Source organism: Cohnella nanjingensis, assembly GCF_014212125.1.
Taxonomy (GTDB): domain Bacteria; phylum Bacillota; class Bacilli; order Paenibacillales; family Paenibacillaceae; genus Cohnella; species Cohnella nanjingensis.
Genome location: NZ_JACJVP010000021.1, coordinates 113908 through 130163, shown reverse-complemented (window position 1 = coordinate 130163; position 16256 = coordinate 113908). Strand labels below are relative to the sequence as shown.

Annotated in this window: 18 protein-coding genes; 16 read left to right on the top strand and 2 right to left on the bottom strand. The window is 54.4% G+C overall.

The window, feature by feature from the left end; genetic code table 11:
- The 16 genes from H7C19_RS12620 to H7C19_RS12545 all read left to right on the top strand — a co-directional run.
- Positions 1-966: helicase-related protein (locus tag H7C19_RS12620; RefSeq protein WP_281384854.1), on the top strand; the 966-nt coding region annotated here is incomplete at its 5' end.
- On the top strand, positions 963-1736 hold the full coding sequence (locus H7C19_RS12615) for a ComFC family protein (protein ID WP_185143005.1): 774 nt from the start codon (positions 963-965) through the stop codon (positions 1734-1736). The genes H7C19_RS12620 and H7C19_RS12615, both read left to right, overlap by 4 nt.
- A 110-nt stretch (positions 1737-1846) precedes the next feature.
- A complete protein-coding gene (locus H7C19_RS12610) occupies positions 1847-2266 on the top strand; it encodes a TIGR03826 family flagellar region protein (protein ID WP_185143004.1) in 420 nt (139 codons plus the stop codon).
- A gap of 104 nt (positions 2267-2370) precedes the next feature.
- A complete protein-coding gene (gene flgM, locus H7C19_RS12605; RefSeq protein WP_185143003.1) occupies positions 2371-2652 on the top strand; it encodes a flagellar biosynthesis anti-sigma factor FlgM in 282 nt (93 codons plus the stop codon).
- 11 nt (positions 2653-2663) lie between these two features.
- A complete protein-coding gene (locus tag H7C19_RS12600) occupies positions 2664-3170 on the top strand; it encodes a flagellar protein FlgN (RefSeq protein ID WP_185143002.1) in 507 nt (168 codons plus the stop codon).
- A 30-nt stretch (positions 3171-3200) separates the two neighbouring features.
- Positions 3201-4769 (top strand): flagellar hook-associated protein FlgK, encoded by a 1569-nt coding sequence (gene flgK, locus H7C19_RS12595; RefSeq protein ID WP_185143001.1) that lies wholly within the window; start codon positions 3201-3203, stop codon positions 4767-4769.
- Between the two features lie 28 nt (positions 4770-4797).
- Entirely contained in the window at positions 4798-5706 is a 909-nt protein-coding gene (gene flgL / locus H7C19_RS12590; protein ID WP_313731599.1) for a flagellar hook-associated protein FlgL, read from the top strand.
- Positions 5707-5740: 34 nt separating this feature from the next.
- The gene (locus tag H7C19_RS12585; RefSeq protein WP_185142999.1) at positions 5741-6307 is read left to right on the top strand and encodes a DUF6470 family protein; all 567 of its coding nucleotides are present in this window, start codon (positions 5741-5743) and stop codon (positions 6305-6307) included.
- 92 nt (positions 6308-6399) lie between these two features.
- Positions 6400-6840 carry a flagellar assembly protein FliW gene (gene fliW, locus H7C19_RS12580; protein ID WP_185142998.1) on the top strand — a complete coding sequence of 147 codons (441 nt, stop codon included), beginning with the start codon at positions 6400-6402 and terminating at the stop codon, positions 6838-6840.
- Positions 6834-7085 (top strand): carbon storage regulator CsrA, encoded by a 252-nt coding sequence (csrA, locus tag H7C19_RS12575; RefSeq protein WP_185142997.1) that lies wholly within the window; start codon positions 6834-6836, stop codon positions 7083-7085. Before fliW ends, csrA begins: the two co-directional genes overlap by 7 nt.
- A 103-nt stretch (positions 7086-7188) precedes the next feature.
- Positions 7189-8004 (top strand): flagellin N-terminal helical domain-containing protein, encoded by an 816-nt coding sequence (locus H7C19_RS12570; RefSeq protein ID WP_185142996.1) that lies wholly within the window; start codon positions 7189-7191, stop codon positions 8002-8004.
- A 72-nt stretch (positions 8005-8076) separates the two neighbouring features.
- Positions 8077-9120, top strand: a complete 1044-nt coding sequence (locus tag H7C19_RS12565; RefSeq protein ID WP_185142995.1) for a glycosyltransferase family 2 protein — start codon at positions 8077-8079, stop codon at positions 9118-9120.
- Positions 9121-9196: 76 nt separating this feature from the next.
- Positions 9197-11077, top strand: a complete 1881-nt coding sequence (fliD, locus tag H7C19_RS12560; protein WP_185142994.1) for a flagellar filament capping protein FliD — start codon at positions 9197-9199, stop codon at positions 11075-11077.
- 27 nt (positions 11078-11104) lie between these two features.
- A complete protein-coding gene (locus H7C19_RS12555; protein WP_185142993.1) occupies positions 11105-11476 on the top strand; it encodes a flagellar protein FlaG in 372 nt (123 codons plus the stop codon).
- A gap of 8 nt (positions 11477-11484) precedes the next feature.
- Complete coding sequence (gene fliS, locus H7C19_RS12550) at positions 11485-11874, top strand: flagellar export chaperone FliS (RefSeq protein ID WP_185142992.1); 390 nt, start codon at positions 11485-11487, stop codon at positions 11872-11874.
- Positions 11823-12239: a hypothetical protein gene (locus H7C19_RS12545; protein ID WP_221469215.1), complete on the top strand. Its 417-nt coding sequence runs from the start codon at positions 11823-11825 to the stop codon at positions 12237-12239. Before fliS ends, H7C19_RS12545 begins: the two co-directional genes overlap by 52 nt.
- A 14-nt stretch (positions 12240-12253) precedes the next feature.
- Here the strand turns inward: H7C19_RS12545 and H7C19_RS12540 are convergent, their stop codons facing one another.
- Entirely contained in the window at positions 12254-14218 is a 1965-nt protein-coding gene (locus tag H7C19_RS12540) for a glycosyltransferase (protein ID WP_185142990.1), read from the bottom strand.
- Between the two features lie 70 nt (positions 14219-14288).
- Complete coding sequence (locus H7C19_RS12535; protein ID WP_185142989.1) at positions 14289-16169, bottom strand: glycosyltransferase family 2 protein; 1881 nt, start codon at positions 16167-16169, stop codon at positions 14289-14291.
- Positions 16170-16256 lie beyond the last annotated feature (87 nt).

Below are 16256 nucleotides of genomic sequence, written 5' to 3'. Positions count from 1 at the left end.
AAGCAGCGCGGCGATCTGCAGCTCGCCGCGCTGCTTGGCGCCGCGCGCCTCTCGGCCGCGATCGCGCCGGCTGCCGCGCGCGGGCAAGGTCTTCGCTGCCGGCGCTGCGGCAGCGGCGGCTGCAGCGAGGACCGTTGGCAGCAAACGGCGTTGACGCTCGCGACGACCCATCAGCTGATGCGCTTCCAGGAAGCCTTCGATCTCGTGTTGATTGACGAACTGGACGCCTTTCCCTACCACAACGATCCGATGCTGCACCATGCCGCCGCCGCGGCGCGCAAGCCGGACGGCGCGACGGTCCTGCTCAGCGCGACGCCGCCGGCGCATCTGCGGCGCGCTACCAGACGCGGGCGGCTGCCCCATGCGAAGGTGCCCGTCCGCTACCATCGCCATCCCTTGCCGGTGCCGCGCCCCATTCGCATGCCGCCCTTGCACCGTCTGTTAGGCGCCCCCGGCGGGAAGGCGAAGCTGCCGGCTTCTCTGCTTCAGGCCGTCGGCGGTTCGGTCACGCGAGGCGCGCAGGTATTCGTCTTCGTTCCTTTCATTCGCCAGATTGAACCGCTGGTGCGCCGCCTCCGGCTTCAGGCAGCGGCGTGGAGCATCCCGGCAGAAGCGATCGACGGCACCTCCTCCAAAGATGACGAGCGGCGGGACAAGGTCGTCGCCTTCCGCGACCGTCAGCTGCGCGTCCTCGTGACGACGACGATTCTGGAGCGGGGCGTCACCGTCCCGCGCAGCGACGTGTTCATCCTCGATGCCCACCAGTCCATGTTCGACGAAGCGGCGCTGGTGCAGATGGCCGGGCGCGCGGGGCGTTCGGCCGACGATCCGGCCGGCCGCGTGTATTTCTGCTCCGCCTACCACTCCTCCTCGCAGCGGGGCGCCATCGGACAGATTCGAATGATGAATCGGCTGGCCAAGACGGGCGGATACCTGATCGGAGCGGAAGCGGAGGGGAGATCATGATGCGTTGGATGGATCGAATTCACCGGCTGCTGCAGCCGCAAACCGTCGCTTGCCTGCGCTGCGAGCGCGAGATTCGCGGAACGACGTCTCCCGTGGCCATCCCGATTCGGCATTCCGGCCCTCGGGAGGTGCTGTCTCGGTTATGCTCCGATTGCCGGGGGCAGATCCCCTGGATTCTGGCCGTAGGCTGCCCGATCTGCGGGAGACCCGAGCGATGCGGGGATTGCTTGCGAAGACGCGATCGTCACATCGATCGTTGCCGAAGCGCGGTTCGGTATGACGGCGCGATGAAGGAGTGGCTGGCCCAATACAAGTATGCGGGAGCCGAACGGCTGGAGCCGGTGATGGCCGCGATGCTGGCAGCGTCCGTAGAGCGGATGACGGCGGAGCAGCCGATACGCTTTGACCTCATCACCTCCGTCCCGCTGGCGGCAGAGCGGCTGGAAGAGCGCGGCTTTAACCAGGCGGAGCGAATGGCGATACGTCTGTCGCATTGGTACGGCATTCCTTATCGGCCGCTCCTGAGGAGAGTGAGGCACACAGAGAAGATGAGCGGCAAGAGCCGGCAGAGCCGACTTGCGGACCTGCGCGGCATGTTCGCTGCCGAACCCGAAGCGCAATGGATCGCCGCACCGCAAGATCAGCCGATCCGCCTTTTGCTCGTCGACGACATCTACACGACGGGCAGCACCGTCAACGAATGCGCCTGCACGCTTAGATCAGCCAATCCCCGATTCGAGGTGAGCGGCGCGCTCTGGGCGCGCTCCTAAAGCGCAGTAGGTCAAATAGCACATGGACTTTTCGCCAAATTTTAGTACAATGGGGACAAGCGACAGTCGAACAATGTCGATCTAAAGATCGAGATTGGAGGAAGATTAGCATGGATTTAGCCAATTGTCCCCGCTGCGGGAAGCTTTTTGCCCGTCATTTTCGCGATATATGCCCCAACTGCCACGGCCAGCTCGAGAAGGAGTACGAGGATTGCGTGCAGTTTCTGAGAGACAACAAGGGCGCGACGATTCAGGTGTTGTCCGAGGAGACGGGAGTCAGCATCAAGCAGATTACGCGGTTCATCCGCGAAGGGCGCATCTCGCTGTACAATGCGCCGAACCTCAGCTATCCTTGCGAAGTATGCGGCATGTTGATCCGCGACGGGAATATGTGCGAGAACTGCCGCGGGCGTTTGCAGCGCGACGTCCGTCAAGCGACGTCAAGCGACAGGCCGACCTCCGCGTCCCAGGAATATCGCAACGGCGGCAGCGCGTACCGGATCGGCGACCGTCTTCGTGACAGGAATTAGCAACTATCGCTCTATTAACATTTTATAGAACCCGACCGATAATACCACTAGAGGTAATCGGTCTTTTTCATTTTGTCGGCATTCGATGGCCAGAGGTGATCCCTGTGAAGATTAACGATACGCAGCGCATCGGCGCTTACCGCGCCTATCAGAATACGAACGAGGCCCGTACGGGGCAGACGGAGAGCAAGCGCCGCAAGGACGAGGTGCAGATCTCCACGGAAGCGAAGGAATTGCTGGACGCGCAAGGGCAGGACGACACCGCCCGCGCCGAACGCATCGAGAGCTTGAAGCGGGAAGTGTCCACGGGCACTTACCATGTCGAGACGAACAAGCTGGCCGAGACATTGCTGCCCTTTTTCCGCCCCTTCAAATCGAACGACTGAGGTGAACCCCATTGAGCATTCAAGGGTTGCTGACGACACTCGAAGCGCTAACCGACATCCATGAGGAAATGCTGCAGCTCGCTCGGGACAAAGTTCGGATCGTCGTCGAGAACAAAGTGGAAGATCTGGTGGCGCTGACCGCCAAGGAGACGCGGGTCGTCTCCCGATTGGAATCGTGCTACCGGGACATGACGCAGGAGACGGCAGGCGGTTGGGCGGAGCTTGGTCTGGCCCCCAGGCCGTCCGTGAAGCTCTCCGACCTGATCCAGGCGGTGCACCGCGCCGACCGGAAGAGCGAATTGACCGAGCTTGCGTTGAAGCTTCGCAGCCAGCACGAAGAGCTGAAGGTGCTCAACGAGCGGAACCAGATGCTGGTCCGGCAGTCGCTCGATTACATTCAGTTCGAGCTGGATCTGATCGCCGGACCCTACGACCAGGACGTGACCTACTCGCCGAACGCCGGGCAGTCGAATTATCAGGGCGGAACGTCGAGACGCATGTTCGATACACGCGCCTAACCCCAATTTGAACCAAGGAGACGTGAATCCTTGAGATCAACCTTCCATTCGCTAGAGACCGTCAAGCGCGCGCTGTTCACCCAACAGGCGGCGCTAAGCACGACCGGCCAGAACATCGCCAACGCGAACACCGCCGGCTACTCCCGTCAGATCGTCAACATGCAGGCGACCCGTCCGATCGAAGCGCCGGGGATGACCCATTCGACGATCCCGGGACAGCTCGGGACCGGCGTCGAGTTCACTTCGATCACCCGCGTGCGGGAGCAGTTCCTCGACACGCAGTACCGCAACCAGAACATGGATACGGGCAACTGGACGTTCCAGGCGAGCGCGCTCGACAAGCTCGAAGCCATCTTCAACGAGCCTAGCGATACCGGGCTCCGCTCGTTGATGGACAAGTTCTGGACCTCCTGGTCGGACTTGTCCAAGGATCCGGAGAACGTCACGGGCCGCAAGATCGTCAGAGAGAACGCGCTCGCGCTGGCGGATACGTTCAACCTGACGAGCAAGCAGCTGTCGGATATGAAGAGCGACTTGACCGCCAACATCGGAACCAAGGCGAATCAGATCAATACGTATCTCAGCAACATCGCCGATCTGAACCAGCAGATCACGCGCATCTCCGCCTACGGCGACAATGCCAACGACCTGATGGACCAGCGCGACCTGCTGACGGATAAGCTCTCGCAGCTGGTGAACATTACGGTCACCGACTCGCCGCAGGGCTACAACATCTCCATGGGCGGCGTGGAGCTGCTGAACGGCTTTAACGCGGCGACCGTGGACGCGGCCGGACTCGAAGCGGCCTTCGCCGGCGGCAACGGCGGCGATCTGCGAAGCGGCGAAGTGTACGGAATGCTGGTCGCGCGCGACACGTACGTCACGCAGTATCAGCAGCAGCTCGATACGCTCGCGAACAGCCTGGCGAACGGGGAGTTCACCGTTACGCTCCCGGCGGGGACAGTGCTGCCGAACGGCATTACGCTGGACGGCGTGACCTACAACGACACCAATCGCAAGCTCGCCTCCGATCTGACGGTCAAGATTCATGGCGTGAACGAGCTGCACAAGCTCGGTTACACGATGAAGGATCCGGTTACGACCGGCGTCGACTTCTTCACCTCCAAGGACGGCGGGCCGATCACGGCAGCCAGCCTCACGCTGAACAAGATCATCCAGGATTCGCCGGACGCGATCGCGACTTCAATGCGGACGGACGGTACGCCGGAGAAGGTCGTGCCGGGGAACAACACGCTAGCGCTCATCATGTCCAACCTGAAGGATACGAAGTTCACCTTCGTCAGCCCGGACGGCTCGACGCCGGTCGTCGGCCGAGGCACGATCGACGATTTCTACCAATCCGTCATCGGACAGCTCGGCGTTCAATCCGAGAACGCCCAGCGCCAGGTGGAGAATCAGAATTCGCTGCTGGCCAACATCGACAACCAGCGCCAGTCGGTCAGCGGCGTCTCCTTGGACGAGGAGATGTCCAACCTGATCAAGTTCCAGCACGCCTATAGCGCGGCTGCTCGTGCCATGACGGCCTATGACGAGATATTGGACAAGGTCATTAACGGCATGGGCATCGTCGGCAGATAGCGGTTTTCTAATATCTAATTAGGTTGAGGTGACGACTTCCATGTCGATCCGCGTGACGCAGGGCATGATTCAGACCCAGACGGTGAACGCCCTGAACAAGAACTTGAACCGAATGGGCAGCACGCAAGAGCAATTGACGACGGGTCGCAAGATCAACCGGCCTTCGGACGATCCCGTCGGCATTACGTACGCGCTGCGCTATCGCGGCGAGCTGGCGATGAACAACCAGTATCAGCGCAATATTACGCAAGCGAATTCCGCACTGGAGCATGTGGATACGGTCCTGGGCCAAGTGAACGATCTAGTCGCACGGGTGAAGGAACTCACAGTGAAGGGCATCAGTGACACGAGTACGCCGGAGTCCCGATACGCGATCTCCCAGGAGCTGAGCGGGATCTACAACAACCTGCTTACGCTCGGCAACGACCAATTGAACGGCAAGTTTATCTTCAACGGCCAGAAGACGGACGCTTCGCCTTATGATGGCAATACGGCCGGCACGATCGATACGGACGACGCGGACATCCTGCTGAGCCTCGCGCCCGGCGTGGACATCGCGACGAACGTATCCGGGAACAAGGTGTTCGGCAATGCAGCGGATACGGACAATCTTTTCAAGGTCGTCCGGACGCTTCGAGACGCCTTCTCGACTAACGATGCAGTAACCGCGCGGGACAACATGGCCAAGCTGGACACTCGCCTCAACAAGTTCTTGGGCGTCCGGTCCGAAGTGGGCGCCCGGGCGAACCGCATCGAGATGCTGGATAACCGCAACCAAGATCTGGACGTGACGCTTAACAGCTTAAGCGGCAAGACGGAAGACGCGGACATGGCGAAGACGATCACGCAACTGCAGACGCAGCAGAACGTTTATCAGGCATCGCTCTCGGTAGGCGCGAAGCTGATTCAGCAGAGCCTGGTCGATTATCTCAGATAAGAGCGTTCATCTACGTTGACGAGGCGGTGCCGAGTTGGAATTTCTACGCTTATCGATTCGAACGACGCCCGCCCGGCTCGGGATCGAATCGCCCCGAGGGCAATTCGACATGAAGTCTCCCCGCGGGGAATATGAGATGAGCTCCCCGCCTGCGGACATGCAGATTCGACAGCCGAGAGGAGACCTCCAGATCGACGCCTCGGCGTCCTATCTGGCCTATGCCATGGGCGGCGTATTCGAGACGAGCGATCTGATGGCCGACCAGGCGGAGCAGCGCATCTTCGAGAACATCGGGAAGATTGCCCAAGAGGGCGAACGCATGAAGCAAATCTCGAACAAGGGCAACGCGGTCGCGGAGATCGCTTCCCAAGCCTTCTCCGGCAAGGAGAACTGGAAGCCCTATGGCCCGGCGGGGCTCTACAACGTGAAGATCGCCTATACGGCTCACCCGGCCGAGATCGAGACGACGCCGCGGAAGCCGAATATCGAATACCATGTCGCGAAGCCCGAGATCAACTACACGCCCGGTAAAGTGAAAACGTATATCGAGCAGATGAATTCGATTCGCATGTGGGTCAGTTCCTACGATTTGTACGCTTGAAGTCGGCAGCGAACCCAGTTACTGTTAGAGCTATAGGCGCAGATCGGCGCTTATAGCTTATTTTTGTGCAAGGCTATAAAGGAGGCCTATTCATGCTCGCATCGTTGTTCGGCAAGCCTATCTCCACCAAAGGAACGATTCTCGGTTTTTCGGAGCTAGACGCGTTTATACTGGTTCCGGTCGACGAATCGAATACGGATTCTCCATTTGCCTATCTGCAGAGCGCGACGGAGCCGGAGATCGGATTCCTGGTCGCCGATCCGTTTGCCTTCTATCGCGATTACGAGCTTCGGTTAACCGAACAGGACAAAGCGGCGCTGGCGACAGAGAACCCGCGGGAGGTTGCGGTGTTGTCGATCGTGACGATCGCGAATCCGTTCAACCAGTCTACGATCAATCGCCTCGCACCGCTCGTCGTACATGTAGATAAGCTCGTCGGCATTCAAATCGTCCTTCCGCCGGAGTCCGCTTATACGACGCGGGATCCCCTATTCGGCGCCCCTTCCCCGGAAGGGAGGGAGCCGGCATGCTGATCCTCTCCCGGAAGAAGGGGCAGTCCATCGTCATCGGCGACAACATCGAGATTTTCGTCGTAGGCACCGAAGGAGATCAGGTGAAGATCGGCATCGCCGCGCCCGATCAGATCAAGGTTTACCGCAAGGAAGTGTACGAGAGCATCAAGGAGAGCAACCGGCAAGCGCTGGCTTCCCCGGGGCAGCTGCAGACGATGAAGGAACTGGCCGGACAAGCATTGGACCTTCTCAAAAAAGAAGAATAAAAAAAATCGCGAATCCTCTAAAAAATGGACGGAGATTGCCGATATATGTAGTGAGAGCTCACACGGAAGTGGGCCGTTACACATCCAAGGAGGAGAAATCGCAATGATTATCAACCACAATCTTAACGCAATGAACGCTCACCGCAACCTGCAGCTGAACAACATCTCGCAAGGCAAGTCTTCCGAGAAGCTGTCTTCCGGCTACAAGATCAACCGTGCGGCTGACGACGCTGCCGGCCTCTCGATCTCCGAGAAAATGCGTACGCAAATTCGCTCGCTGAACCAAGCGCAAGCGAACGCGCAAGACGGCATCTCGCTGGTTCAAACGGCTGAAGGCGCGATGAGCGAAGTTTCCGACATGCTGTCCCGCATGAAGGAACTGGCGGTCAAAGCTTCGAACGGCACGTACAACACGTCCGACTTGGAAGCGATCGACGCTGAGTTCAAAGCATTGAGCACGGCGATCGACAGCATCGCGAAGAGCACGACGTTCAACGGCATCACCGTCCTGAATGGCACGACTGCGATCAGCATCCAAATCGGCGACACGACTTCTACGCAAAACACCGTAGCCATCACGCTGCAAGACGTACAACTGTCCGCATTGAGCATCAGCGGCGGGTCCCTCGGCTCGGCAACTGGCGCATCGGCTGCAATCGTCAACATCGATTCCGACATCGGCAAGATCAACAAAGCGCGTTCCTCGTTCGGTGCGCTCCAGAACCAATTGGAGCATACGTTCAACAACCTGGGCGCAACTTCCGAGAATCTGCAAGCTGCAGAATCCCGGATCCGCGATACCGACATGGCCAAGGAAATGATGAACTACTCGAAGCTGAACATTCTGCAATCCGCCGCTACGTCCATGTTGGCTCAAGCCAACCAAGCGCCGCAAAGCGTACTGCAGCTGCTTCGTTAATTCGAGTAGCCAATCGATCAGGGAGAGCCCATTACGACGTAATGGGCTCTTTTCCATAGATGAGGTGTTAGCATGCAAGTTAGCGTGTGCCTAATCGTCCGGAATGAAGAACAAAATCTCCCGCGTGCATTGGCGAGCATTCCGGCGTCTTTTGAGACTGTCGTGGTCGATACAGGCTCGACGGATCGTACGATCCAGATCGCCGAAGAAGCAGGGGCCATACTTGGTCATTATCGTTGGAATGACGATTTCGCGGCCGCGCGCAATTACTGCGCTTCCTTGGCGACCGGAGATTATCTATTAGCCATGGATGCGGATGAAGAGCTTCCTGCGGATACGGCAGAGAAGGTAAATGCTTTTGTGGAAAGACAGCCTCATTCGGCGGGGGCTGTCATCTTAGAGAACGTAATCGGAGAAGAGCGTCCGAGGCATCGGATGGTGCGTTTCTACCCCAACGATCTTGCTTGGACTTTTCACGGTAACGTGCATGAGCAGATCTATTATAAAGGGGAACCCGCCTCGTTCGAAAATACAGCCCTTGTGCTCCGGCACTATGGGTACGATGAAGACGAGTACGCGCGCACAGGAAAAGCCGAGCGCTATATCCCGCTATATGAGCGCAGACTGGCATCCCATCCGAATGATGCTTATATGCTTTATCAATATGGCAAATTGCTCTACAGCTTGAACAGGCTGCCTGAAGCAGAGCGCTATTTAAGACGCAGTTTCGATTTACAAGAGTACAATCGGTTGTATTTCCCGGTCATGGCCGTAATGCTAGGGTACGTATTAAAGGAGCAAGGCCGGTCGTTGGAGGCAGAGCAGTTGTTGACGGCGCTGGAGCCGTTTTATCCCGATTTTCCCGACCTGTACTTCTTGCTTGGTCTGCTGGCCATGGATACCGGTCGAATCACCGCGATCCAGCACTATTATACGCAAGCGCTGAATATTGGAGAAACCGACAAATATACGTCTGTTCAAGGCGTTGGATCCTATAAAGCAGCCTATAATTTAGGCGTCTTCTACGAGATTACCGGGAATACGCAAATGTCCGTTCGTTGCTATACGATGGCAGCCGATTATGGCTACGGGCCGGCAAGGAATCGTTTGAAATAAATGGTTGCAGGCTCTTAAGAATAGGCCTCCAGATTACGATAAATAAAGTAAGGAAACACTTCGGGGAGGTTGCGCAATGGTTACGCGAATAAGCGGTATCAACTCGGGGCTAGACATCGATAGTTTGGTCTCGCAGCTCATGCGGGCAGAGAAGATGCCCTTGGACAAGCTTAAGCAGAAGAAGACCACTTTGTCCTGGACGTCGACGCTGTACCGGGAGATCAATACGAAGCTGGCGACATTCAAGACGACTTTGGATACGATGCGGTTTTCCGGAGATTGGAAGAAGAGTTCGACGACATCCTCCAATTCCGATGCCGTCTCCGTCACCGCGGACGGAACCGCGAGTGCGATCAGCCATAGCATTAATGTAAGCAGGCTAGCACAGGGAGCGAATGTAAGCAGCAAAGGTGGGATTTCTACCAATTCTCTTGCGGGGACGGCTTTGCCCCCGGATTCAACCACGTCGCCTCCCGTATCTACGACAATTACTTCCGGAAGTAACGATCAGCTTCTCATTACATTAGGCGGCGCAACGAAAAAAATAACGTTAGCTGCAGGGAATTACTCGCAAGCTGAGCTGGCTGGTCAATTGCAAACTCAAATCGACAATGCCTTTGGAGCGAATAAAATCTCCGTGAACTTGACTGGAAATGCTTTAGCCTTGCAGTCAAACGGAAGTAACGGAAGTAATCCGCAAGTAATCGTTGGAGCAATTGCAAACAATGAAGGGTTATCCGCGCTCGGTTTTACGGATGGGCAATCCAATAAGATCAACGTCACGGCACAACTAGGTTCGATTGCATCGAAGTTCGCTACAGGGTTGACCTTTGATGCTGAAGATAAGGCTGATTTTGTGATCAATGGCCAGAAGATTACATTCTCCAAAACAGATACGCTAGCTAGTGTTATGAATCAGGTGAACAATTCTGCAGCCGGCGTAAATATGACATACGATGATGTTACAGACAAGATCGTATTCACAACGAAAAGCACAGGGACCACAGCCCAAATCAAACTGGAAAACGGTTCAAAAGGAAACTTCGTCTCGGTCCTGAATATGTTGCAGCCTACGGGGAAGGCACCTGATGATACAGATTATCGCACAGTATCTGGCGGTACCGTCATCGATATTAATGGCATAGATGCAAACGTAACGATCGATGGCGTTCAATCCTACCGCTCCGGCAATACCTTCACAACCGGCGGCGTTACCTACACGCTGAAGCAAACGACGACCTCTCCGGTCACGGTAGGCGTCTCCCAAGATCTCGACAGCGCCGTAGACAAGATCAAGAAATTCATCACGAGCTATAACGATACCATCGATCTGCTCAACAAGCGCGTCAAGGAGAACAAGTTCCGGGACTACACTCCGCTGACGGACGATCAGAGAAAAGGCATGGAAGCGGACGACATTAAGACCTGGGAAGAGAAAGCGAAGAGCGGACTCCTGCATAATGACAACATTCTCACCTCCGCCATTAACGGATTCCGCTCCCTTGTGAGCACGTCCGTCGGATCCGTGTCTCCTAGTTACAACGCTTTGTACAAGATCGGGATCTCAACCAAACCCTACAACCTCAGTGCGCAGCAGGATTCCGGCAAGCTGGAGCTGGATGAGGATCAACTGCGCAAAGCGCTTTCTGAAGATCCTGCGGCTGTGACGGCTCTTTTCTCCAACCAGCCTGATGGTATTGCTCAAAAAATGTACGATCAGGCTACGAAGAGTGTGAACGAGCTCATTAAGAAAGCGGGGGGGATCGGCTCGGTCGAAGACATCGTCACCAACGATATCGGGTTCAAGATTAACGACCTGAATCGGAAGATCACCGACTTCAATGTGAAGCTCACGAAGAAGGAAGATTACTACTACAACATGTTCACCACCATGGATAATGCGATTGGCAAGAACAATTCAACGCTAACTTGGTTGTCTCAGAATATGGCTAGGTAGACGCAAAGGGCGAGGTGACGGTGTTCAATGGACGTTAAAGCGATCTCGGCAAGTATGAAAGCACCTATGGTTGAAACGGTACACTTAGGAAACTCAACGCAAGCAGTTCCTCCGATCGAAGCCTATCCCAGTGCTTCCGAGCTTTTGCATAAAGAGAAATACGAGTTGTCCGTGTCTGACCAGGCAGTTCGTATCGCGCTGGAGCGAGCCAACAAGACGTTAGAGGGGATCGACCGGCGGTTCGAATACAGCGTGCACGAGAAGACGGGTGATGTTATTATTAAGGTCATCAATAAAGATACGAACGAATTGGTTAGAGAGATTCCCAACGAGAAATTCCTGGATTTAGTAGCGAAGCTTCAGGAACTCGTCGGCATGAATATCGATGAAAAGAGGTAATTCCTTCCATGAACCAACAAGCGCAGGATACTTATCTTAGAATGCAAATCAACACCGCCGCGCCCTGGGAGTTAACCGCCTTACTTTTCAACGGTTGCATCAAATTCATGAAGCAAGCGCTAGAAGCGATTCGCAGCAAGAACTTCGAGATGAAGAATCATAATATCAAACGGGCCATCGCTATTATTAACGAACTGGACTTCACGTTGGACAAGAATTACGAGATCTCCCACAACTTATCCAGCTTGTACACTTATATTCGGGAGAAGCTGTTCGAGGCCAACATCAAGCTGGATGACCAAGCGCTGTCCGAAGCGATCGAGTTGATGACCGACTTGAAGGACACGTGGATCAAGGCGATGAAGGAGCTTCATGCCACGGCGAGAGCGCAATCATGATAACACCTGTTGCAGAGATTCAAGAGACGCTTCTGCTCCTCATTCAGTCTTTCGATCAGATCGGCGCATTGGACTTGGAAGACGAGGAGCAAGTCGAACAGCTTGAGGCTCTTCAACTGCTGCAGGAAGAGTGGAAAGCGCGGTTGGACGTGCTGGGGCTGAAGGATGCCGCCTCGAACCCTCAGATTGAAACGCTGCTCCAAGCCGCCTATCAGTCAGGCTTAGAAGCAGGAGCAAAGCTTGAAGCGTTTAAAGGCGAGATCTCCGCGCAATTCGCCAAGCTCCAGGAAGGTCAAAGAATGAAGAATGCGTACAATCAAGCGTATAACAGTTCTGAGGGCTACTTTATTGACGATAAGAAATAAGATAAGGGTCAGGCTTAAGCCTGACCCTTTATCATTTGTTGAATGATTGGAATCTGATAGTAGGACGGGAACTCGTTCCGATAGCGTTCAATGACGTGTTTTCTTTCCGAACCGTCCGTACTGGATTTCAAATAACGAATATACCAAGGCCCCTGTGAGGGGACCAGTTCAATCGCTTTGCTCAAGAGCGCAAGTCCATCCTTCACTTCATCCTGATGCAGATAGAGCTGTGACAAATGATAATATCCCGGTCCGGCAAGCTCATCGTTGCTTAGCAGCAAGGAGTAGTAGTCAACGCTGAGCTGATACTGCGTCTGGTTGTAAAAATAATCGCCCAGCAGGTTGGCGAGTATAGCATTGTACGTTGGGTATTGTTGAATGAGACGGTCATAAGCCTCGTAGTATCCCATCTTGAACAAATCGATGAGCAGCGTCACAATATAGTTCACATCAAAAGCCAGCTGTTTTTCGTCCGAAGGGACCTCATCCAAGGTTTGAAACATATCTCGAAGCAACTGTAGAGAGGGGTCTCCTGCATCCTCCGACTCGTCTAGATACTCCCCATATTGCATATCCTGCCACACAATGGCGGCTAAGAAGAGCAGCTTGTTAATCTGGCCTTTGTTCGGACTTTCTGAAATGGCCGATACATTCGAATCGAAACGGTCACGTTCACCACAGATTAGCGCGTAGTGCAGTTTCTGATGCGTATGAATAGGGACGTTTTTGACTAAACATGCTTCGTAGAAATGAGCGCTAAGCTCTCTGTGTCCGAGCAGCAGAGATTCATGAAGTAGCTTGATGAGATGGCTCTCTTGCTCAAAGTCGAATATTTTCTTCAAAAACGCCAGGATGCCCTCTGGCGATTCCGTTTGAACGAGGATATTCAATAAGCGGAAGAGTGACAAATGATCGTTCGTATTCATCTGGACTAGCTTGGTCAAATGGTAGACGGTTTGTGGGATATTCTGCGCCTCTTGATAAAGCTTTACTAGGTTCGTAATCGGGAGGTGACTGCCCAAGCTCGGCGACATGACCCAGAACCGGCCGCTCTTTCCGTGCGAATCGGCTTTCTCCAGCGCCTCCTGATAGAGTGCCATAGCCTCTTCATACAAGCCTAGTGCCTCGTACACGGATCCTTTGATCGTATAGTAATCCGGGTAGTTCGGCCAGCGGCGCAAATTATCTTCGATATAGACCAAAGCATCTTTATAACGTTTGAGTTCAATAAGCACAAGCACGATCTGATACCTCGCAAAGGGGAAGATCGACATGCTTTCGGTTTTTTTCGTTAGAGAGCGTTCATAGTAATACAATGCTTTTTTATGGTCTCTAAGCATGGAATATTCATTAGCTAAGGTGAAGTAATCATATTCTGTAAAACTCTTAGAGGATTTGAGGTCCTTGAAAATGCTCAAATTACGGGCGGACTTCTGCTTCTCCTTCTTGGTCTCCGTGAGATAGCCGGTATGGAAGATGACCAGCGGATAGGAAGCGCTCGGTAATTCCCCGCCACGCAGTTCAACCTGTTCGTGAATCGGCCGGTCGAAATAGATGTCCGGATGGTTCGGAAACAGCCGAACGGCTGAGGATTCCATGAATTTGCCGGATTGGACGGGATCGATGAAGTTGTAGATCGGCAAAACGTATCCCACCGGTTGGCGGTGATCTTCGTTCGAGAGATACGCCAGAAACGCATCTTTCCCATCACGGTCCAAATATTCGTCTGCATCCAGAACCAAGATCCACTTGGAGGTCGCTCTTCGGATGGCCTCGTTTTTTGCCATCGCGAAGTCATTGACCCATACGAAGTCGTAGACATGCTCCGTATATTGGAGGGCGATCTCCTTGGTTTTGTCGGTCGACCCCGTATCCACCACGATAATCTCGTCCGCGATCCCCTGTACGCTCTCCAAGCAGCGAGCCAGAACCTTTTCCTCATTCTTGCAGATCATGCATAACGATAACAGTTTGCTCATGATATCCTCCCGAACCCGAATCCGACTCTAGGTGCCATATGGACATTATCGGCATAACGCGAATGAACGTTTACAAAGGAAGCAGCGGAAATCCCCTCAGTCCTGGGAAATGCTGAAGCAATTGATCTCTCACGGTTTGTCGGGCACTTGAGGAATGATTATGCGCTAGCGCTAGCAGGTACAGCGGTATTCGATCGGGCGCCAGGATGAGTGCATTCTCCAAGAAGGGGATCGCATTCTCGATATCTCCCTGATGGATATACAGCCGACCGATATGCTCCAGTCCCTTTGCGGACAAGGCGTTCTGATCCAGGGCAGCCGAATAGTAATCGAATGCGAGCTCGAATTGCCGATCCTCGAACAAGGCGTCACCAAGCATATTTGCTAGAGCGGTCGTATGTTCAGGGTGAGATTGAATCAATCGATCGTAAGCCTCGAACCGCTGGAGTCGATAAAGAATCATACAAGCATCGGTCAGAATCCTGGGATCCACAAGCGATTCAGGAGTCAGATGACTTCGGAGTAAGCCGGATTGTTCCGGCCATACGAAGCTGGCGGCGTAGAGAAGGGCGTATTCTGCTTCCGTCAAAGCATCCGTCTCGGTTAAGGTTGACAGGGCCTGGTTAAACAAGGACCAATCGGCTTGGAGGAGCGCATATCTAAGTTTGGCGATACGTGGCGTCGATTTCGACTCTTGCGAGCCGTTATTCCAATACTTGATGGCAAGTCCACGAAGTCCAAGCTGGGCGCATGCATCTAAGAGCATCGTCGTTTGATGTTCTTCGGGGCGCGGATAGAGCTTCTCTATGAAGGGCGTTAAGCGTTCCTCCGGCTCCGTGGGAGCGGTGAGCTTCAGCAGCTCGATCAATGCAGATTGCAGGTTGGGATTGGCATAGCATAGCTTGGTCAATACGTTTACGGCTTCGCCGTTCGCGAATCGGCGCAGATAAAGAGAGGCCAACTGCTGCAAAGGCAGCGTACTGCCATAGTTGGGGCTAATGAGCCAAGTCGGTTGGCGGGAGACCGAATCTGCTTTTTGGAGGCAAGTTCGTAAAGCGTAGATCGCCTCTTCATCCAGTCCCAGCAGCGAGAGGAGGTGGCCTTTGAACCAGTAGAAGTCGCAAGCATGTCCCCAACGCTTAATCGCGTGCTCAATGCGGCTGTAGGCATCCGTATAGGCATGCTGCTTCAAGTGACAGGCAATGATATTGGCGTAGCATTGCGGGAGCCACGTCTTGTCCCGTTCCGATGGCTGATCCGCCTCTAGATAGCAGGATAGAGCCTCTTCATACCGATCCTGCATCAAATACTCGTTGCCTAGCGTGAACGAGTCGTAAGGAGTAAATCTGCCTTGCGCACGCAATTCCCGAAAGATCGCTTCGTTGCGTTCCGACTTTTGCTTGCTCTCGATCATCTCGGACGTATAGCCGGCGTGATAGATCGGCAAGTCGTATTCCAATTGAACGAGGGGACCGGATCGGGATGCGAGTTGTTCATGAATCGGACGATCGAAGCGGAGAGCCGGATGACGATTGAACAGCCGGATCGCTTGTGATTGCGAGATTTTCCCTGAACTAGCATGACCTACGAAGTTAAAGATGGGCAAGACGATGCCTGTCGGCTTAGAGGAGTCGAGGCTATGCAAGTAAGCGCGCAGCGCTTCGGCTTGATCCGTACGATTCGATTCCAGATATTCATCGGCGTCTAGTACAAGGATCCATTGCCCCGTTGCTTTGGCGGTAGAGGCATTGCGTGCCGCCGCAAAGTCCTGAACCCATGTGAAATCGAAGACATGAGGCGTAAATGATGCCGCAATCCCCTTTGTCCCGTCTGTGGAGCCGGTGTCCAAGATGACGATCTCGTCGACCCATCCAGATACGCTCTTTAAGCATCGGGCCAACGTAGCGGCTTCATTTTTAACGATCATGCAAAGGCTGATAAAAGGTGTCATACAAACCTCGCGGTGGATGTTATTTCCAAGAGATCGCGCTTCAGTTCTCTTCGAATTTTGTCGATACATGTTATAGACAGTATACCA